The organism is Acinetobacter cumulans, assembly GCF_003024525.3.
Taxonomy (GTDB): Bacteria; Pseudomonadota; Gammaproteobacteria; order Pseudomonadales; family Moraxellaceae; genus Acinetobacter; species Acinetobacter cumulans.
In genome coordinates this window covers 2,823,249-2,843,976 of record NZ_CP035934.2, presented here as the reverse complement: position 1 = coordinate 2,843,976, position 20,728 = coordinate 2,823,249, and the positions used below count along the sequence as shown (strand labels likewise).

17 protein-coding genes are annotated in these 20,728 nt (G+C 42.5%); 11 read left to right on the top strand and 6 right to left on the bottom strand.

Annotation, left to right across the window (positions count from 1 at the left end):
- The first annotated feature begins 18 nt into the window (after positions 1 to 18).
- Positions 19 to 1,695, top strand: a complete 1,677-nt coding sequence (locus tag C9E88_RS13395; RefSeq protein ID WP_227865808.1) for a ShlB/FhaC/HecB family hemolysin secretion/activation protein — start codon at positions 19 to 21, stop codon at positions 1,693 to 1,695.
- Positions 1,696 to 1,782: 87 nt separating this feature from the next.
- Here the strand turns inward: C9E88_RS13395 and C9E88_RS13390 are convergent, their stop codons facing one another.
- Complete coding sequence (locus tag C9E88_RS13390; RefSeq protein ID WP_106986229.1) at positions 1,783 to 2,931, bottom strand: hypothetical protein; 1,149 nt, start codon at positions 2,929 to 2,931, stop codon at positions 1,783 to 1,785.
- A 615-nt stretch (positions 2,932 to 3,546) separates the two neighbouring features.
- On the opposite strand from C9E88_RS13390, the gene C9E88_RS13385 reads away from it, so the two are divergent.
- Together C9E88_RS13385 and C9E88_RS13380 are read left to right on the top strand one after the other, a co-directional pair.
- Entirely contained in the window at positions 3,547 to 4,098 is a 552-nt protein-coding gene (locus C9E88_RS13385; protein WP_171406299.1) for a P-loop NTPase family protein, read from the top strand.
- 122 nt (positions 4,099 to 4,220) lie between these two features.
- Complete coding sequence (locus C9E88_RS13380; protein WP_106986240.1) at positions 4,221 to 4,433, top strand: KOW motif-containing protein; 213 nt, start codon at positions 4,221 to 4,223, stop codon at positions 4,431 to 4,433.
- Positions 4,434 to 4,509: 76 nt separating this feature from the next.
- On the opposite strand, the gene C9E88_RS13375 is transcribed toward C9E88_RS13380, so the two are convergent.
- A complete protein-coding gene (locus C9E88_RS13375) occupies positions 4,510 to 5,532 on the bottom strand; it encodes a hypothetical protein (protein ID WP_106986226.1) in 1,023 nt (340 codons plus the stop codon).
- Positions 5,533 to 5,689: 157 nt separating this feature from the next.
- On the opposite strand from C9E88_RS13375, the gene pheS reads away from it, so the two are divergent.
- The 3 genes from pheS (at position 5,690) to C9E88_RS13360 (ending at position 9,493) form a co-directional block, all read left to right on the top strand.
- Positions 5,690 to 6,670 (top strand): phenylalanine--tRNA ligase subunit alpha, encoded by a 981-nt coding sequence (gene pheS, locus C9E88_RS13370; protein WP_106986225.1) that lies wholly within the window; start codon positions 5,690 to 5,692, stop codon positions 6,668 to 6,670.
- A gap of 148 nt (positions 6,671 to 6,818) precedes the next feature.
- Positions 6,819 to 9,200 (top strand): phenylalanine--tRNA ligase subunit beta, encoded by a 2,382-nt coding sequence (gene pheT / locus C9E88_RS13365; protein WP_106986224.1) that lies wholly within the window; start codon positions 6,819 to 6,821, stop codon positions 9,198 to 9,200.
- Positions 9,197 to 9,493 (top strand): integration host factor subunit alpha, encoded by a 297-nt coding sequence (locus C9E88_RS13360; RefSeq protein WP_004649746.1) that lies wholly within the window; start codon positions 9,197 to 9,199, stop codon positions 9,491 to 9,493. The genes pheT and C9E88_RS13360 overlap by 4 nt, the downstream gene beginning before the upstream one ends.
- Before the next feature lie 194 nt (positions 9,494 to 9,687).
- On the opposite strand, the gene C9E88_RS13355 is transcribed toward C9E88_RS13360, so the two are convergent.
- From C9E88_RS13355 to trxA, 3 genes are all read right to left on the bottom strand, one after another.
- Positions 9,688 to 9,933: a hypothetical protein gene (locus C9E88_RS13355; protein ID WP_106986223.1), complete on the bottom strand. Its 246-nt coding sequence runs from the start codon at positions 9,931 to 9,933 to the stop codon at positions 9,688 to 9,690.
- Positions 9,934 to 10,341: 408 nt separating this feature from the next.
- The gene (gene rho / locus C9E88_RS13350) at positions 10,342 to 11,610 is read right to left on the bottom strand and encodes a transcription termination factor Rho (protein ID WP_106986222.1); all 1,269 of its coding nucleotides are present in this window, start codon (positions 11,608 to 11,610) and stop codon (positions 10,342 to 10,344) included.
- A gap of 328 nt (positions 11,611 to 11,938) precedes the next feature.
- Positions 11,939 to 12,265 carry a thioredoxin gene (gene trxA / locus C9E88_RS13345; protein ID WP_106986221.1) on the bottom strand — a complete coding sequence of 109 codons (327 nt, stop codon included), beginning with the start codon at positions 12,263 to 12,265 and terminating at the stop codon, positions 11,939 to 11,941.
- A gap of 267 nt (positions 12,266 to 12,532) precedes the next feature.
- Between trxA and ppx the strand changes: the two genes are divergently transcribed.
- From ppx to C9E88_RS13320, 5 genes are read left to right on the top strand one after another with little or no spacing between them, the layout of a single operon-like run.
- A complete protein-coding gene (gene ppx, locus C9E88_RS13340; RefSeq protein ID WP_106986220.1) occupies positions 12,533 to 14,053 on the top strand; it encodes an exopolyphosphatase in 1,521 nt (506 codons plus the stop codon).
- A gap of 34 nt (positions 14,054 to 14,087) precedes the next feature.
- Complete coding sequence (locus C9E88_RS13335; RefSeq protein ID WP_106986219.1) at positions 14,088 to 14,912, top strand: acetyl-CoA carboxylase carboxyltransferase subunit alpha; 825 nt, start codon at positions 14,088 to 14,090, stop codon at positions 14,910 to 14,912.
- Positions 14,849 to 16,240 (top strand): tRNA lysidine(34) synthetase TilS, encoded by a 1,392-nt coding sequence (gene tilS / locus C9E88_RS13330; protein ID WP_106986218.1) that lies wholly within the window; start codon positions 14,849 to 14,851, stop codon positions 16,238 to 16,240. The genes C9E88_RS13335 and tilS overlap by 64 nt, the downstream gene beginning before the upstream one ends.
- Positions 16,237 to 17,067 (top strand): pyrroline-5-carboxylate reductase, encoded by an 831-nt coding sequence (gene proC / locus C9E88_RS13325; protein WP_106986217.1) that lies wholly within the window; start codon positions 16,237 to 16,239, stop codon positions 17,065 to 17,067. Before tilS ends, proC begins: the two co-directional genes overlap by 4 nt.
- A 22-nt stretch (positions 17,068 to 17,089) precedes the next feature.
- Positions 17,090 to 17,659 (top strand): YggT family protein, encoded by a 570-nt coding sequence (locus C9E88_RS13320; protein ID WP_106986216.1) that lies wholly within the window; start codon positions 17,090 to 17,092, stop codon positions 17,657 to 17,659.
- A gap of 160 nt (positions 17,660 to 17,819) precedes the next feature.
- Here the strand turns inward: C9E88_RS13320 and polA are convergent, their stop codons facing one another.
- Positions 17,820 to 20,585: a DNA polymerase I gene (gene polA / locus C9E88_RS13315; RefSeq protein ID WP_106986215.1), complete on the bottom strand. Its 2,766-nt coding sequence runs from the start codon at positions 20,583 to 20,585 to the stop codon at positions 17,820 to 17,822.
- Positions 20,586 to 20,728 lie beyond the last annotated feature (143 nt).

Here is a 20,728-nt window from a genome sequence, read left to right as displayed (position 1 = left end):
ATATGGGGGAATGTAAAAGTGAATAAAGATCTGATGAGCAGAAGTTTAAAAAAATCTGCACTATTCTTGATGCTGCAGGCAGCAGTAACCATGTGTTTTGCAGAAACGATTCCAAATGCTGGACAGCTGCTGCAGCAGCAGATGCAGCCGCAGATGAAGGAGCCTGAATCAAAGCCTTTACCTGTTCCGGTCCAGCCAAATGGCACAATTCAAGGCAGTCAGACTATATTTGTAAAGCAATTTAATATAAGCGGGAATACGCAGTTTACTGAATCCATACTGAAAAAAGAAATTGCGGATCTTGAAGGCAAAACGCAAAACTTAGCAGGTCTTCAGCAGGCGGCTGACCGAATAAGTGACTATTATGCATCTCATGGCTACAGCTTCAGTTATGCATTTTTGCCTGTGCAAAATCTTAACAATGGCGAGGTGCAGATTCAGATTATAGAAACGGCCGTGAATGGCGTAAAGGTCAGCAATCAGACCAATACGCTGCCTTGGCTAATTAGGCAAATTGAAACGCCTTTACAGTCGCGGCAGATTTTGCGCGACAGCAGTTTAGATATGCTTTCAGTCAGATTTAATCAGCTGCATGGTGTAAAAAGTGAAGCGGCCTTAACACCGGGCAACGCTCTAGGTGAAACAGAATTAAGTCTCCTGCTGACGCCGGCGCAAAAAATTCAGGCTTATGCAGGCGCAGATAATGCTGGAAGTAAATATACAGGGGAAGCTCGAGCTTCAGCAGGTGTGCGTATCAACAGCATTGCAGGATTGGGTGACCAGCTGTCGCTGGATGTGCTCAGAAGCGGCAAAGGTGTGAATTACGGCAAAGCAGGATACAGCGCATTTATTAATGGCTATGGCACACAGTTGGGCGCCAGCTATTCATATTTGAAATATGAATTGCGTGAGGAGCTTAAAAATTTAGGCTATGAGGGTTCAGCGGAAGAGGCTTCGCTTTGGCTCCAGCAAAGCATGCGCAGTCAAACCGCCTTTGGGCTGGCACTGAGCCGTAAGCAGATTGAAGATGATATCCGCTCAGCGCAGTATGAAAATCACCGCCGTGTCGATGCGCTGCAGCTGAATTTAAATCACAGCAGTACCGACAGCCTTTTCGGAGCCGGCATCAATACGCTCTATACAGCGCTGAATTTTGGCAAACTTGATCTTCAATCTGCAGATACAAAAGCAATTGATGCATTAACGCGGAAAACTGACGGCAATTTTTTATCAGCTCAAATGAACGCATCACGCCTGCAAAAATTAGGCAGCAGCAGTCAGCTCTATCTTTCGGCTGCAGGTTTCTATAGCCCGGATAATTTAGACAGTTCAGAAGCATTTTATGTCGGCGGTCCAAGTTTTATGCGAGGCTATAAAAACAGCGCAATTTCAGGATCAGAAGGACTGACTGCATCGATTGAACTGCGTCAGGATTTGTGGTCAAGCGCCAGCAATAAGCTTAACGGCAAACTTTTTTTTGATGCAGCTAAACTGAAGCTGAATGCTTCTGTATGGGACAGCCTCACTGAAAAAAATACTATTTCGCTGCGTTCTGCTGGGGCAGGCATCGCATGGAGCAATGATCTGCTGGGCACTTTACAGGCAGATGCCGGATTTGCGCTGGGGGATAAACCGGTGCAGATCTCACAGCGTGATGATCACCAAATCTGGCTCAGCTGGCAGAAAGTATTTTAATGCCGTACAAAGTGAATACTAGAATGCAAAAAAGACCGCTTTTAGCGGTCTTTTTTGCTTAAAATTCTTATGCCGGGCGGGCGGATATTACCCGGGCTTTGTTTTGGTTTTGAGCTGAACCAGGGCAAGCTCGCTATGCTGGAAATGATAGTTATGCCAATGATAATAAATGGGAAATTCATAAATTTCATGGGTTTTAAGGTTCGGGTTGTAAAAGGGTGTTTTGGGTAAAATATAAAAAGTTTGCTGATTGTCTAATAAGCGCCATTTTTGGCCGCCTGCATCCATTGAGAGCAATTGCGCACCGGTCATTTTATGAGTGCCAAAATGCAAAGCATAATAACTATGCAATACCGGCATCAGAAAAAAGCTCAGGCTCAGCGTTAAAAATGTACTGGACAGCATGCTTCCTGTAAACGCTATTTTGGGAATATCTTTTTGTATCCATAATACGCTTGGAATGAAAATCAGCAGAAAAATAATGGCCAAACACAGCAAAACCGGATAATTGGAAATATAAAAGAACTGGGCTTGCGCGTTTAAATATAAGCCCAAAATACCAATAGGAACGTTGCCGATAAGCAGGTAGGCGATCCGCGGGCTGATCTTGGTTTGAAGAATTAAATTTTGCAGATCTTCTTGCGAAAGCGTCAGCGCCGCAATATCATCCTGAAAATTATAATATTGTTTGAGTATTTGAATCAGCTGCCCTTTTTCATGTTCACTTAAGCATGCAAGGTGCAATTGAGATTGAACATTTTTAAGGGGGAAGAATAAAAGCTGTGGATTCGCTTTGTTGGCAGTCTGAAAAATGGGACGCTGCATCCATGAGATCCATTTTGGGCGGGTTATACCAAGAATGGCAAATTGACAGTATTCTACCTCCTGCCGCTGAATGAATGTGCTGAGAGGCATTTTCCACAAGCGGTAATAAATTTTATCAGGCGTAATGACTAGTTTAATCTGCGTTTTTAAGTAATCAATGACAATTACAGATACGATGTAGATCAGTATCAGCTGAGTATGATCAGCTTGTAGCTCGTAAATCGGGAAATTTTTCAGGGTGTATTGCAGGTATTCAATCACTATGCTGAGGTTAAGCGGTTGAGCCTGATCTCTAAACCATTTGAAAAAAGGTATAACAATGATCATCACAATGCCCAGTAAAATAAGCATTAAACTTGTTGGCCATGAAATCAGCGGTTTTTTAGCGTAAATGGCAAATTCTGTTTTCATAAAGCCTCATAATAATTATGTTGAAATTTTATATTTAAGTATTTGGTTATTATATTTAAATTTTGAATATTTGAGCGATGCTCAGCGCTGCATTTTATTTGAAAATGAATAGGCTGGGCTGGGCTGGGCTGGGCTGGGCTGGGCTGGGCTGGGCTGGGCTGGCGCCGCGTCCCGGACGGAAGTTTGCGCGTTATGCCGTGATTTCAATGTTTGGTTTTGGTCATGCTGCCGTGCAGCTGCTTAATGTATTTAAATGCTCAGATGAAAACCCGCGCATATACTTGCCGCTTTGCGCTCAGTGCGGGAAGGCAGTCTTATGGCGCGCGCTCATCATAACCGCGGGCAGGCCCAAATCATTCAGCTGGGCGCGGCTTGATGTTCTGTTTTTTATACGGCGTGCAGATCAGGAGGGAAGCAGGCATAAATGAATGCTAAGGGCAAAATGATGGGATCAATACCGTCTGCGCACAGTGGGGTTTGAGGCTGCAATTGAACCGGATTCTATTGATGCCGATGAAAGTGCATCTGACGGCAGCGCAGAATAAAATTTAACCATCGAATTGAATGCTGTTATCTTGATAATGATTCACCGGACTCAAGCGGATCATCATGACACTGAAAAGAATAAACGTAGTCGGTACTTCAGCCACGGGAAAATCAACCTTTTCCAGAGCTTTGGCGGAAAAATTAGCGCTGCATTATATTGAATTGGATAACCTGTTTTGGCTGGATGACTGGCAGGAGTGTCCTGACGAAATCTTTTTTGCGCGTATCGAAGCTGAAATTGCCAAAGCAAAAAATGGTTATGTCATCGATGGAAATTATACCCGGGCGATTCCGGTGAAATGGTCGGAAATAGATACAGTAATTTGGCTGGATCTGCCGTTTCCGGTCAATTTATACCGCTCTGTAACGCGCGCAATTTCTCGGGCCAAGTCCAAACAAGATCTTTGGCCGGATTCAAATAATCAGGAAAGCTTATGGCGGATGTTTGGCCGTGATTCTATCGTTTGGTGGATGATTAAGACCCATAAAAAGAATCGGGAAAAATATCAGCAGATGATGAAAGCGCCGGAATATCAGTATATTCAATGGATTCGATTAGAATCACCAACTGCAGTTGATGCGTTTTTAGAACAATTGGACGCTTATGTTTTTGATGTTTGAGTTTAGATATTTAAGTTTAGATGTTTAATCAATAAAAAGTGCAGCCCAGTTACAGAACTAATCTTTATAACGCGCTTTGCGCCATGCCTAATGTAGAGAGCAAAAAACACAAGGATAAGAATATGCTGGCTGAAATCAGAGGAATGGGGCAGGGTACGATCACGCTTGAATTGCAGATGATTCCGCGTAAAGGCGAATCTGTCAAAATTATGTATGGGCCGGATGCGCAGCTGGAAGGTGAGGTTGTATCAGTCAATCATTATATTAATCAGCATGCTGGAGAGCATAAAGTGCAGATTGAAATCAGGCCGTTTAATTATTTGATTACCGCTTAACCGGCTGAAAAAGCATCCTGACGGATGCTTTTAGCAAGCTGGCGGGGATACCGGGCTGAGTATGGCTGGGCTCAGTTTAAAGACCAAAATAATAACCACATAAACAGATGATGACTGTGACCACAATTAGCGCAAAAACCCCAGTTTTATTATTGCCGTTGTCATCTGCTGACGGCTTAGAGTAAGCATTCTTTTTCTGACTATTTGGAAGCTGTATATCATCTAAAGGTGATGGAATTTCTTTCACGGTCAAACGTGCAGTTTTATAGTGGTTGGCAACTTTGACAATAAACTTACTGCGAAGATCATCTAACTTTTGCGAAAAATGACGCATATTCAGCTGTTCTTCTGCTGGTAGTGCTTCACCTTCAGCGTTGTATGGATGCTGAATTTTGTCTTGAATAAAAGTATCCAGTGCATCTAAGCGAAGTAAGGTCTGATGTGCATAATCCGCTTGGTAATCTGTCGGCAATAAAGACAGCGCGCTTACATTATTCTGCAGTTGCTCGTGATTCAGCCCATAATAAGGGCTATCTAGCTCAGTTGGTTCAACAAAACCTTTGGCAAATTTGCTATCAAATAATTCATTGTCAGTATAAAGCTGAATATCATCCCAATTGGGTTGTTGTAAGTCGCTATCTATTCGTTTGGCTAAAGCGTTATTTAAGTCAAAGCGCCAAAATGTCTCAAGACGTAATGTAGATCGTTGAGATGTAGGTGCTTCATAATCATTGTCTGCGGTGTACCATTCTGCTAACTCTTTACCAAAGATCCAAGCCTGCTTTTTATGGGCATCATGGCTCACAATAAAGTGTGCAATAGGTAGAAGCTCAACATTGGCATTAGGATTTTGTTCGTCATTCAATAGTGCAGAGCGGTGCAGACTAATACGCTGAACACCTTGTTTTTTTAAGCCTTCTAACCAAATTTGAAAATGCTGTGCCAACAAATGTTGTGACATTAAGTCACGAAACACAAAATGGTGCTGATCGAAAATAGCATGCTGTACCCAGCGTTGAAAACTTAGATTTTGTGCTAAAAACTCATTTCCATAAGTAACCAGTGTTAGTTGCTGTTTCCAAATTTGATCGAGCGCCATAATGAAAGATCTCATTGATAATGCGCCTATCTTATACTTTTTTTAATTCTTGATGCTATTGCAATTTTTACTTATGAATGCGCTTCATCATCGCGTTCAAAAACTGTTAGAATATGGGGTTTTTATATTTTTCTAAATTGTTGCTTTGAGAGTTACTATGTCACTGGAAGCCCTGACCACTGAAGCGCTCGCTGCGATTGCAGCAGCAGATGACCTTGCTACACTTGATCAAGTTCGAGTGCAGTTTACGGGTAAAAAAAGCCAGCTCGCGGAACAATCTAAAGCACTGGGTAAAATGGACCCTGAAGAGCGTAAGGTTCACGGTGCAGCTATTCACGCTGTGCGTGAAGCGATTAACGCGGCTTTAACTGAACGCCAAACTCAATTACAAAAAGCGGCGCTAGAACAAAAACTGGCAAGCGAAACAATTGATATTACTTTACCTGGTCGCGGCCAAGCGATTGGTAGTATTCACCCGGTAACACAGGTGCAAGAGCGTATTTGTCAGTTCTTTACCAAAGCTGGTTTTACTGTTGCAACAGGCCCAGAAGTGGAAGATGACTATCACAACTTTGAAGCCCTCAATATTCCTGGTCATCACCCAGCACGTGCAATGCATGACACATTCTATTTTGATGTGAATCACTTGCTTCGTACGCATACCTCTGGTGTGCAAATTCGTACTATGGAAACACAACAGCCACCGATTCGCATTGTATGTCCGGGCCGTGTATACCGCTGTGACTCTGACCAAACGCATTCACCAATGTTCCACCAAATTGAAGGTTTATACGTTGCTGAAAACACCAGCTTTGCAGAATTAAAAGGCTTGTTGGTTAATCTTTTAAATGAATTCTTTGAAAAAGATTTAAAAGTACGTTTCCGTCCATCTTATTTCCCATTCACTGAGCCTAGTGCTGAAGTGGACATTATGGATGAGCGTGGCAAATGGTTAGAAGTATTGGGTTGCGGTATGGTGCATCCAAACGTATTACGTTCAGCAGGTATTGATCCAGACAAATACAAAGGCTTTGCATTTGGTCTAGGTGTAGAACGTTTTGCAATGTTGCGTTATGGCATCAATGACTTACGTATGTTCTACCAAAATGACGTACGTTTCTTACGCCAATTTGCTTAAACGAATTTTTTGTAAATCCTCTCCTAACCTCTCCTTTAAAAAAGGAGAGGAACTTCTCGAAACAAATTGTGGCTAGAGGAGTCTTCCCCTTGGTTAATGGGGGGAGTTAGAGGGGGATTAAAATTTAGAATTAATAGGTTTTATTGAAATGAAAATTAGCGAAAATTGGTTGCGTACATGGGTTAATCCAGCCATTGATAGCAATACTTTATCTGACCAGCTGACGATGCTTGGTTTAGAAGTCGACGATATGGATCCAGCAGCAAAGCCTTTTACAGGTGTTGTAGTGGGTGAAGTTTTGACAGTTGTACAACATCCAGATGCAGACCGTTTACGTGTAACCACAGTAAACATTGGTACAGCTGAGCCTTTACAAATTGTATGTGGCGCGCCCAACGTACGTGAAGGCATGAAAGCACCCGTTGCAACCATTGGTGCTGTACTTCCAGGTGATTTTAAAATCAAAAAAGGCAAACTTCGTGGTGTTGAATCACAAGGGATGCTGTGCGGTGCATCAGAAATTGATTTAGAAGACAAAATCGATGGTCTGTTAGAGCTTCCTGCAGATGCGCCTGTGGGCATGGATATTCGTGAATATCTAGACCTAGATGATCACGTGATTGATATTAGCATTACACCAAACCGTGGTGACTGTTTCAGTATCCGTGGTATTGCACGTGAAATTGGTGTGATTAACCAATTGGCTGTGACTGCACCTGAAATTAAAGAAGTGGCTGCAACCATTGCGGATGAGAAAAAAGTTGTAGTTACAACTGAAGGTTGTCCTCGTTATTTAGGTCGTGTCATTAAAAACGTTAATACCAAAGCACCAACACCTGAATGGATGGAGCGTGCGCTTGCTCGTTCAGGTATTCGTCAGCATAGCATTTTGGTCGACATTACCAACTATGTATTGATGGAGTTGGGCCAACCACTACATGCATTTGATGGCGGTAAAGTTCAAGGTGCTGTACACGTTCGTCAAGCAACTGTTGCTGAAAAGTTAACGCTTTTAAATGAGCAAGAAGTTGAGCTGAACGAAAAAGTGATGGTCATTGCAGATGATGAAAAAGCATTGGCAATCGCAGGCATCATGGGTGGTTTGTCTTCATCAGTAACAGATGAAACCAAAGAAATTTTCTTAGAATCAGCATTCTTTGCACCACTTGCGATTGCAGGTCGTGCGCGTAGCTTTGGTTTGCATACAGATGCATCTCAGCGCTATGAACGTGGTGTAGATTTTGAATTACCAATGATTGCCATGCACCGCGCATCTCAGCTCATTGCTGAACTTGCTGGTGGTGACTTTGGTCCAATCACTGTAGCAGAGCAAGCCAATGTATTGCCTACACGTGAAGCGATTGAATTAAAACAAGCGCAGGTTGATCAACTTCTTGGTTATAGCGTAGATGGCGAATTTATTGCAGATGCGTTAACGCGTTTAGGCTGTGATGTCACTGTACATGCTGCAGGTGAATGGACTGTTGTGCCACCATCACATCGTTATGATATGGCCATTTATCAAGACCTCATTGAAGAAGTCGCGCGTATTCATGGCTATGACAATATTCAAATCAGTCTGCCTGTTATTGATGTGAAATTGGCAAAATACCAAGACCAATTTGAGCTTGCTCAATTACGCCAAACGGTTGTGGCTTTAGGTTACCAAGAAGCAATCAGCTTTAGCTTTGCAGATTTGAAGCTTGAAAAACAGTTGAATCCAGCAGTGAATCCATTGGCATTGGCAAACCCAATTTCAAGTGATTTGGCAGTGATGCGCTCTACCTTGCTTTCAAGTCTGATTCCATGTGTGCAATACAATGTGAATCGTCAGCAAAGCCGTGTACGTTTCTATGAGCTTGGTTTGCGCTTTGACTATCAAGATGCAGCATCTATTCATGATCTAAAACAAATCCCAACATTTGCGATGATTGCGATAGGCCCACGTAATGTTGAATCTTGGCATGGTAAAGCAGCGCCAATGGATTTCTTTGACTTTAAAGGCGATGTTGAAGAAGTTTTAGCAGCAGGTCGTTTAGAGGTGGAATATGTACGTTCTGAGCGTGCATGGTTACATCCTGGTCAATCTGCAGAAATTTTGGTTAATGGAAAGTCGATTGGTTACTTAGGTCGCTTACACCCATCTTTAGAAGATGAATTGGATTTAAGTACGACTTGGGTTGCAGAACTCGATCAACAGGCTGTTTTGCAAACTTATGTATCTAATTTTACAGAATTATCACGTTTTCCGTCGGTAAGACGTGATATTGCGCTTTTAATTAGTGATAAGATTAATGTTAGCGAAATTCAGCAACTTATCGAAAAAACGGGTGGTGAGCTTTTAGACTCTACATGGTTGTTCGATGTGTACACTGGTCAAGGTGTTGAAGAAGGCAAGCGCTCATTGGCATTTGCATTACTTTGGCAGCACCCATCACGTACTCTTGAAGATGCTGAGATCAAATCCGGTATGGATAATATTCTCCAAGTGTTAGAAAACACTTACCAGGCGACATTGAGGGCTTCATGACAGCACTAACAAAAGCAGAAATGGCTGATCATTTAAGTGAGCTCACGAGTTTAAACCGTCGTGAAGCGAAACAAATGGTCGAGTTATTCTTCGATGAGATTAGCCAAGCGCTAATCTCAGGCGAGCAAGTCAAACTTTCAGGTTTCGGTAACTTTGAGCTACGTGATAAGCGTCAGCGCCCAGGCCGTAACCCGAAAACGGGTGAAGAAATTCCGATTTCTGCACGCCGTGTAGTAACCTTCCGTGCGGGACAAAAATTCCGTCAACGCGTTGGAAATGAGCAGATCGATTGATCTGCTTTTTTTATTGTCCATTCATAGCAAGATAGAGGATCTTAATCGATCTATATGGGAAGAGATGCTAGGGCAGTCGTTCTGGTGAAAGCTAATTGTGTACTGATCTTTCTGTTTATTGTGTTTTGAGATTTGTTGTTGTAATAAAAAAGAGAGCCAAATGGCTCTCTTTTTGTGCTTTATAATCGTTTAGATTATTTAGCTTCAGAAGCAGCAGCTTCAGAAGTAGCTGCAACAGCTTCAGAAGCAGCAGCAGTAGCTTCAGAAGCAGCAGCAGAAGCTTCAACAGCAGCAGCGTCAGCAGCAGCAGAAGCTTCAGAAGCAGCAACTACAGCTTCAGAAGCAGCAGCAGCAGGAGCTTCTTCAGTTTTTTTAGCACAACCAACGAAAGCTAAAGTAGTAGCAACTGCAGCAGCAACAGCGATTTTTTTGAATAACATGGCATCACTCTCTAAATATGAGATTAAAAAAAACCTTAGTTAGCACTGTTATTTGCTTTTATTATGCCTAATTTTTATTAGGTATGAACAATGCAGAGCAGTGTAACTGGTATGCGAATATGCTATCACTGAGTATTTTGAAATGCTACTGCTTCACAGGCAAAAAACTTAAAAAATTGGTTAAAAAGTGGCTTTTTTTAACAGAAAATAACAATCAAAGAAAAGAAATATATTGGATAAATGCTAAATAACCCCCTAAAAACAATAGGGTTTTTAATAAAATTATTTTTATAATCATTCACTTGAAAAAAACTTTACAAATGGCTGAGTGGATTGTGTATTTATGTAAACAAAGTCAACCAAATAAAAAGGCCATCGTTATAGATGGCCTTTTAAAATTTACATCGATTAGTTTGTCGCTTTACGCTTCATTTGGTCGAAGAAATCATCATTCGTTTTGGTTTCTTTCATACGATCAAGTAGGAATTCCATTGCAGCAAGTTCGTCTTGCGTATGCAGTAGCTTACGTAGAATCCATACTTTACGTAGGTTGTCTTCAGACATTAAACGCTCTTCACGGCGCGTACCAGATTTCTTGATGTTCATGGCAGGGAACACACGTTTTTCTGCAATACGACGATCAAGGGTAATTTCTTGGTTACCTGTACCTTTGAATTCTTCGTAGATCACTTCATCCATCTTACTGCCTGTTTCAATCAATGCAGTTGAGATAATGGTGAGTGAACCACCTTCTTCAATATTACGGGCAGCACCAAAGAAGCGTTTTGGACGTTCAAGCGCATGCGCGTCTACACCACCTGTGAGCACCTTACCAGAAGAAGGAATCACGGTGTTGTAAGCACGTGCTAAACGTGTAATCGAGTCAAGTAAGATCACAACGTCTTTCTTATGCTCAACCAAACGTTTGGCTTTCTCAATGACCATTTCAGCGACTTGTACGTGACGCGCAGGTGATTCATCAAATGTTGATGCAACCACTTCACCACGAACTGTACGTTCCATTTCTGTTACTTCTTCAGGACGTTCGTCAATCAGAAGGACAATCAAGAAGCATTCAGGATTGTTACGAACAATTGATTGCGCGATGTTTTGTAATAACATCGTTTTACCCGCTTTAGGCGGTGCAACAATAATTGAACGTTGGCCTTTACCAATTGGGGCAACCAAGTCAACTACACGTGCAGTTAAATCTTCAGTTGTACCGTTACCCAATTCCATAACCAATTGCTCAGTTGGGAATAATGGCGTTAAGTTTTCAAATAAAATCTTGTTACGAGAGTTTTCAGGCGTGTCGTAGTTAATTTGGTTTACTTTAAGAAGGGCAAAATAGCGTTCGCCTTCTTTCGGTGGTCGGATTGTGCCGGTAATGGTATCGCCAGTACGCAGGTTAAAACGACGAATTTGTGAAGGGCTGACATAAATGTCATCAGGACCCGCTAAATATGAGCCAGCCGCTGAGCGTAAAAAGCCGAAGCCATCTGACAGAATTTCCAAAACGCCATCACCAAAGATCTCTTCGCCATTCATTGCATGGCGCTTTAAGATGGCAAAAATAATGTCTTGCTTACGGTTACGCGCCATTCCTTCAAGGCCCATAAACTCGGCAATCTTGATGAGTTCGCCAATCGGTTTTTTCTTGAGTTCGGTTAAATTCATAGGTGGTCAGATAGAATCTAAAATTCTGAGATACAGGTTAGAAAGGGAGCAACATTAGGCCGCAGGGATACAATAAAACGAAAGCAATTGAATATGTACAATCACAATTCAGAGGTCTGATTCATTGTTAGAAGAGAAATGTGAATAACAAATTCTTAGCCGAGCGGCATCTTATGTGTTGAGTCTCATAAGAAACTGAGAGGATTTAAGATCCTTTATTTCTTGAGCATGCAATATAAGAGAGATTCGATTTTTTGTCAATTTATCAGCAAAAAAAATACGCCACACAAGGTCGCGTATTTTTTAATTTTTTTAACTTAATTGAAGATTAGATGTTTTCTTCAATGAATGCAGTTAATTTAGATTTTGGTGCAGCGCCAACTTGAGTCGCAACAACTTCACCATTTTTAAACATAAGCAAAGCAGGAATGTTACGGATGTTGTAGTTCACTGCAGTTGCTTCGCAAGATGTCACGTCAACTTTAACGATTTTAACTTTGCCTTCGAATTCAGTAGAAAGAACTTCTAATACTGGTGCAATTGCTTTACATGGCGCACACCAGCCAGCCCAGAAATCTACAAGTACAGGTACGTCAGATTGTAATACGTCTGCTTCAAAGTTTGCATCAGTTGTGTTTACGATATTCGCTGACATGGATTTTGCTCCAGAATAATTTTTTAAAGGTGACTCTATAATTATTAGTATTACATAGCCGCCTTTAACAATGTAGGGGGATTGCTTAATTTTCGTAGATAAATTGAATTTTGTCTAATTGATGCTGACGATAGTTGCAATCGTGTCATGCAATTGTCACATTAAGCTCTAAAATATGGCACTTTTACTTCATGCACATAAATGGCTTTTAAATTGCATGGTTGTGAATTACTCTAAGCACAATTCTGTATAGGTTTATTTGAAATCATGTCTGATTTTTTGATTGATGAAGAACTTCTCGCTGCGATCGATATGGGGTCGAATAGCTTCCATCTTGCGATTGCACGTGTTGATCATGGCGAAGTAAAAAAAGTCGCATCAATGTCAGAAAAAGTACAGCTGGCAGCAGGTTTGGATGAAAATAAAAATTTAACTGAAGCCGCTCAGCAACGTGGTCTGGCATGTTTGGCCCGTTTTGTAGGTCGTTTGGGGTCTGTACAGCCAAAACGTTTACGTATTGTGGCTACCAATGCACTCCGCCAAGCAAAAAATGGACAAGAATTTATTCAAAAAGCGGCTGAAATTTTACCTAAGCCGATAGAAATTATTGCAGGTCGTGAAGAAGCACGTCTGATTTATTTGGGTGTTTCACACACCATGGCTAATAGTGGTCGCCGTTTGGTGATTGATATTGGTGGTGGCTCTACAGAGCTTATTATTGGTGAAGAGTTTGAGCCAATTCATACAGAATCGGTACAAATGGGGTGTGTAGCATTTACCAAAGCCTATTTTAGTGATGGCGAAATTAGCCAAAAAGCCTTTGATAAAGCAGTTACCGCAGCACGCAAAGAAATTTCAGGCCTTGCGACTACTTATAAAGCTGCTGGCTGGGATACTGTAGTCGGTTCAAGCGGTACGATTAAAGCTTGCCGTCAAATTACAGTAAATATGGGCTGGAGTAATGAGCAAGAAGAGCTGACGCGTGAAGGCTTAGAAAAACTAAAAGATAAATTACTCAAATATTCTCATGTAACGGATATGGAGTTTGATGGTTTAAAAGAAGACCGTCGAGCAGTTTTGCCAGCAGGTATTGCCATTTTATTTGCAGTATTTGATGTGTTAAAACTCGAAAAATTAGTCTATTCGGATGGCGCATTACGCGAAGGGGTGATGTACGACCTCTTAGGGCGTTTCCAGCATGAAGACATTCGTGATCGTTCGGTTCATGCTTTAATGGGCCGTTATAATGCCGATGTAAAACAGGCAGAACGCGTTGTTGCAACGGCACAACAGTTGTTCGAAGGTGTGGCAGAAAAGCTTGAATTAACTAATGATGACAGTGATTTACTGCGTCGTGCGGGCTATTTGCACGAAATCGGTTTAGCGATTAGCCACAGTGGTTACCATCGTCATGGTGCATATTTATTGCAACATTCAGACATTCCAGGTTTCTCACAAATTGATCAAAATCATTTGTCACATTTGGTGGCACATCATCGTCGTAAGCTACGTAGCGATGCACGTGTAGATGTGATGAAAGTGGGCGGCACAAAACTCCTAAACTTGTGTTTGTTACTTCGACTCGCCGTTTTACTTAATCACAGTCGTAGCGATGAGATGCTTCCTGCCATTGAATTAGTCGCCCTCAATGCGCAACAATGGCAACTTAGCGTTTCTGGTGATGCCAAACAATGGCCACTGCTTGTAGCAGATTTGCATGATGAACAAGTGCAATTCAAGCATTGGGATATTGAATTGAATATTCAGTCGGAACAATTTATCGATTAACAGATCAGGTTAATTTAGGGATAATGGTCGACCTATGAAAAATAAAGCTGCTCAATCTAAAGCTTGGACAACGGTTAAAATTGCACGTCATCCAGAGCGTCCGCAATTTTTGGACTATGTAAGTGAAATTTTCACTGAGTTTGATGCGCTACATGGTGACCGTTTATTTGGTGATGATGGCGCTATGCTCGGTGGCTTGGCTCGTTTAGATGGCCAACCTGTAATGGTGGTAGGTCAACATCGCGGTCGTAGCACACGTGAAAAATTGCAACATAACTTTGGCATGAGTAACCCTGAAGGTTACCGTAAAGCACAGCGTTTGATGTCAATGGCAGAGCGTTTTGGTTTACCTGTATTTACCTTTATTGACACGATGGGTGCTTACCCAGGTGTGGGTGCAGAAGAACGTGGTCAAGCTGAGGCAATTGCAACGAGTCTTGCGCAAATGTCGAGCCTGAAAGTTCCGGTGATTGCAACAGTATTGGGTGAGGGTGGTTCAGGTGGCGCACTCGGTATTGGTGTTGCTGACCGTGTGGCGATGCTTTCACACAGTATTTATTCAGTAATTTCACCTGAAGGTTGTGCCTCAATTTTATGGAAAACTGCAGACAAGGCGGAACAAGCAAGTGAAGCACTTGCACTGACTGCAGACAAGCTCCAAAAAATGGGTATTGTGGAATATGTGGTTGACGAAGGTGAAGGTGCACATGTGCATCCTGAACAAGTCATGCAAAATTTAAAAGTAGTCTTGAAAGAGGCTTTGGCTGAACTTCAGCCAATGGATGCAACTGAACGATGCGAAGCACGTTACCAACGTTTAATGAAATTTGGCAGCAGCAATTTAGGACTGGCTTCTTAAGTCAAAGCCAAGCTTTTTCAGCACAGACTCGGTTTTTAATTGGATGCAGTGGTGGCATGGATTCCATGCTATTGCTGCATTTAATGTCTGAGCTGTGCCCAAATCACACACGTGCCATTTATATAGACCACCAGCTTCAGTCGCAAAGCGCAAGCTGGGGGGAATTTGTAGCTGAGCAATGCCAACAACGCAACATTCCATGCATTGTGCAAGCTGTTGAGGTTGCAACGGGTAATTTAGAAAACCAAGCCCGCCAAGCTCGATATGATGCCTATCTGCAACATTTAGCGCCCAATGAAGTATTGGTGCTGGCACATCACCAACAAGATCAAGCTGAAACGCTGATGCTCAGACTATTGTCAGGTGCAGGCATTCATGGTTTAGCAGCCATGCAGGCCGTTGATGTGCGCGAAGAAATGACCATTTGGCGTCCACTCTTGGATGTATCTCGTGAGCAAATTTGCCAATGGGCCCATCAATTAAATGTAAAAAACATTGAAGATCCTACCAATTTAGACACGCATTATGATCGTGCATGGTGCCGTGAAATATTGTGGCCCTTGCTTGAGTCGCGTTATCCTAAAATGCAACAAGCTTTAAGTCGTACGAGTTATTTAATGCAAGATGCGGAAGAAATTTTGGCATCGGTGTTGGAAACTGATTTAAAAGCCTGTGGTTCCGCCCAAGCATTGTGCTTAGAAACACTTTTGGCTTTATCTCAAGCTAGACAGCGTCAGCTTTTATCTGCGTGGATGAAAGGTCAGGCACAGTACCGCCCAGCATTTGAAATGGTGCAACGATTAGTTAATGAAGTCATACTGGCCAAAGCGGATGCACAGGCAGCGTTGCATTGGAATGGTTTTTATTATGTGCGTTTTGCTGGTTGGATGTATCGTTTAGCTAAGGCCGAGTATCTTGCATCTGCACAAGAGCAGACTGTGCCAAGCACCCTAAGCTTAGATTTGCATCAAGTGTTTACTGTGCTCTCGGGAAAGTTTCAAGTACAGGAAAATAGGCATGTGCAGGCCATGGGGTTGTCGCCAGCGCTATTGAATAAGCCTTTGATGCTCACACCGCGGCAAGGCGGCGAAAAAATCCATTTGCAGGGCCGTGTTGGGTCGTGGCCATTAAAAAAAGCCATTCAACAGGCACAAATATTTCCTTGGCAACGTCATACTATACAAATATTAAGCATAGATAATGTTATGCTAGGCGTCTTTACGCCCAAAGGTTTTTGGTTGGCTGTTTCATCTTATTGTGTAATAGGTGGGTGGCGGCCGAACGTAATTTCTACAGTTGAAAATATCACAAGCGGATTGGAATCATGAGCGCAGTATTAAACAGTAATATCACTTTTATTGGTGGTGGCAATATGGCACAGGCCCTAATTGGAGGCTTGATTGCACGTGGCTTACCGCCGACACGTATTACTGTTTCAGATCCTGTAGATAAAGTCCGTGAACATTTGGCAAGCAAAGAATTGCATGTAACCACGGACAATATTGCAGCCATTCGCGATGCTGACATTGTATTATTTGCAGTAAAACCACAAGTCTTGGCCAGTGTTTTACAACCTTTAAAAGGCTTGTTGGACGGTAAACTGGTGATTTCAATTGTGGCAGGTGCTGACTTGGCAACCATTGGTGCATTATTAGATACGACGCGTATTGTACGTGTCATGCCAAATACACCAGCATTGGTTCAAACAGGTGCACATGGTTTATATGCAGAAGCCAACGTATCGGCAGAAGATCGTGAATTGGCAAGCCAAGTGCTAGCTTCTACAGGTTTAACCATTTGGGTGAGCACTGAAGCGCAGATTGATGCCGTTACTGCGGTGTCGGGTTCTGGTCCAGCATATTTCTTCTATATGATGGAAAGCATGATTCGTGCAGGTAAAAATTTAGGGCTAGATGAAAAAGTAGCGACAGCCTTAACTTTACAAACAGCATTGGGTGCGGCGCAAATGGCCATTACCAGTGCAAATAGCCCAGCAGAATTGCGTAAAAATGTGACGTCGCCAAATGGCACGACGCAAGCGGCGATTGAAGTATTTGATCACGCGCATATCTCACAAAATATTCAAGCAGCCTTGGCTGCCGCGCAAAAGCGTAGCCAACAGCTGGCGCAAGAACTCAGCGACAGCATTAAGTAATTTAATTTAGGAACGTTCAAGTATGGGTGCAAGTTCTGCGCTAATTTTTGGCATTATCATTAACGTCGCAATTTTGCTCGTATTCTTCCGGTTTTTAATGCAGTTGGCGGCGGTAAGCCCTTACAACCCTGTTGTATTGTCGACTGCAAAAGCGACCAAGATTGTTGATGTGTTCAGTCGAATTTTTCCAACAGTGGCAAAAGGTCGTGTGAACACGGCGGCTTTGGTTTTGCTGATCATTTTGTATATTTTAAAAATGTTTGGTTTGATGCATTTGTCTGGGGCTTCACTGAATAGTCCTGTGCATTTGCTGATTATGACCTTTGTTACCATGATTCAGGACTTGATCCGTTTCTGTCGTTATTTGATTTTTGCGACGATTATTTTGAGTTGGGTGGTGATGTTTACGCAGTCACGTTCACCTTATATCGAAGTGATTCAAGAGTTGGCAGAGCCTTTACTTGCGCCATTTCGTAAAATTATGCCGAATATGGGCATGATTGACTTGTCTCCAATTTTAGCGATTTTAGCGCTTTTGGTTGTAGAAACCATTATGAAAGAAGTTGCGATTGCGCTATTAACAGGTCTTTAAGCTTGTTGGTATCTGTGCAATAAAAAAGGACTCCGAGGAGTCCTTTTTTTAGGTCTTTATGTTTTGTGAGGGCTTTAGCTTACGAGCATTTTTCCTTGCGAACTCAGAATGTATTCTGAGATTCTCCTCTCCTGAGAGGAGAGGGAAAATGAAGTGTGTATTAATGCGCTTCGTCCCAGTTATTGCCTTTGCCAACTTCAACCACTAAAGGTACAGAGAGTTGTAATACAGATTGCATAACTTCTGCCAGTTTTAGTGCAAGCTCATCCGCAATCGCTTCATCAACTTCAAATACCAATTCATCGTGCACTTGTAGAAGCATTTTGGCCTGATCTTTAGGGAGCATTTTTTCTACTTCAATCATCGCCATTTTAATAATGTCAGCTGCTGAGCCTTGAAGAGGGGCATTAATCGCTGCACGTTCAGCACCTTGTTTTACCATTTTATTGCTGGCATTGATGTCTGGCGTATACAAGCGACGGCCTAAAATAGTTTCGACAAAGCCTTGCTCGCGGGCAACTTGGCGTGTGCGTTCCATATAGTCTAATACGCCAGGATAACGCTGGAAGTATTTACCAATATAGTTGCGCGATTCTTCACGACTAAAGCCAAGCTGGCGAGTTAGGCCAAATTCAGACATGCCGTAGAGCAGACCAAAGTTCACCGCTTTGGCTTGGCGACGTTGATTGCTGGTCACTTCGTCTAAAGGAATACCCAAAACTTCAGCCGCTGTACGACGGTGAACGTCTTGGCCATGATTAAAAGCATCCACCAAGGCATGGTCTTGTGAGAAGTGCGCCATTAAGCGTAATTCAATTTGCGAGTAATCGGCTGCCAGTAAGATACGACCTTTCGGCGCAATAAACGCTTTACGGATTTGGCGACCAATGTTTTCACGCACTGGAATATTTTGCAGGTTAGGATCGGTTGAAGATAAGCGACCTGTAGCAGTCAGCGCCTGATGGTAGCTGGTATGCACACGATGTGTATCATCATTCACTTGTTTGAGTAAGCCGTCTGTATAAGTACTTTTTAACTTAGACAGGCCACGGTATTCCAAAATTAGGTCAGTAATTGGATGTTCGATTTTTTCCAATACACTTTCGCTGGTGCTGTACTGACCTGTAGAGGTCTTTTTACCGCCTTTAAGCCCTAATTTATCAAACAGGATTTCACCGACTTGTTTTGGTGAGCTGACATTGAAAGATTGGCCCGCCAGTTCTGTGATCTGATTTTCTAGATTCTGCATGGTGTTTGCAAATTCAACACCCAGTTGATCCAAAAACGCCATGTTGAGCTCAATGCCGTTTTCTTCCATCATGGTCAGTACACGTGCCACGGGCATTTCGACATTGTGCAGAATATTCACCAGTTCTGGATGCTGTTGTAGTTTGGCATCTAAAACTTCGTATAAACGATAAGTCACATGCGCATCTTCAGCAGCATAATGCGCAGCCGTTTCGATCTCAATTTGATTGAAGGTTTTTTGTTTTGCGCCTTTACCTGCGACTTGTTCATAAGTCGTTGTTAAGTGGCTTAAATACAAACGTGCAACATCATCCATACCGTGGCGTGTAGCCACTGAGTTGAGTACATAAGACGCCAACATGGTGTCGAAGTACCAGCCCTGTAGCACAATGCCGTGATTTTCTAAAATATGTGCATCGTATTTGAGGTGATGACCAATTTTTTGGACTGATGCATCTTCTAAAATAGGTTTGATTTGCGCAAGGACAGTATTGCGGTCTAATTGTGCTGGTGCACCTTCATAGTCATGTGCGAGTGGCACGTAATAGGCATCTTGTGCATCAAAAGCAACAGAGAAGCCGACAATTTGCGCCACACGGTAATCTAAACTTGTGGTTTCGGTGTCAAAAGCAAAACGCTTTTCTGTGCTCACACGTTTAAATAAATTGTCCCAATCGGCTTGGCTCAGCACGGTATGGTATTGGGCTTCGCCTAAAACATCATCTGTACTGGTGAGGGTGGCTTGATCTTCTGCCACGACTTTTGCTGCAGTGTGCGTATCTTGAATAATCGCCTTAGAGTTTTGTTTATAGGTAACGCTATTTGGATTATTGGGATGGTCTAAAGATTGTAACTGGTTACGGAATTCGAGTTCCGTATATAAAGTACGCAGCGCTTCAACATTTGGATCTTGTAGTTTTAGATCGTCATAACTAAAACTTAAATCTAGATCAATCACAATGCTTGCCAATTGGTGATCAAGTGCAATGCCTTCAACACTGTCTTTGATGTTTTGACCGACTTTGCCTTTAATTTTATCGACATTTTCTAAAATGCCACCAATTGAACCATATTCGGTTAAGAGCTTGGCTGCAGTTTTTGCCCCCACACCTGGTACACCCATAATGCCGTCAGAGGCATCGCCCATGAGGGTCAGGTAATCAATAATTTGATTTGGCCATACCCCAAACTTTTCAAATACGCCATCGACATCTAAAGGACGTTCTTTGAAGCTGTCTTCTAAAGTCACTTTGTCTGTGACCAACTGTGCCATATCTTTATCGCCAGTGGAGATTAGGACTTGATGGCCTAAAGCTTCAGCACGTTTTGCCAAGGTGCCAATAATGTCATCTGCTTCGGCACCCGGTAGCATGTGTAAGGGAATACCTAGTGCTTTGATGAGCGCATGTAAGTAAGGGATTTGTTGAGACAGCTCCTCAGGCATGCTTGGGCGGTCGCCTTTATAAATTGGTGACAATTCATGACGGAATGTTGGCTCAGGTGTATCGAAAATCACCGCCATGTGAGTTGGCCCAATACGACGCATGAGTTTTTGAATAGCAGAAATCGCACCACGGACTGCATTTGTATGCAGACCTGTTGACGTGGTTAACGGTGGCACTGCGTGAAAGGCACGAAATAAAAAGTAAGAGCCATCGACCAAGACAAATGGTGGCATTGAGTAATTCCTTATCCAAAAAACGCTTTTATTGTACGTGATTTTTTCAACCTGCGCTGATGCTTGATGTTTTATGTGGGTTACCGAATATCTGATAAACATCCAAAATATTGCTGTCGAGGTGCGCTATGATCATCTTAAAT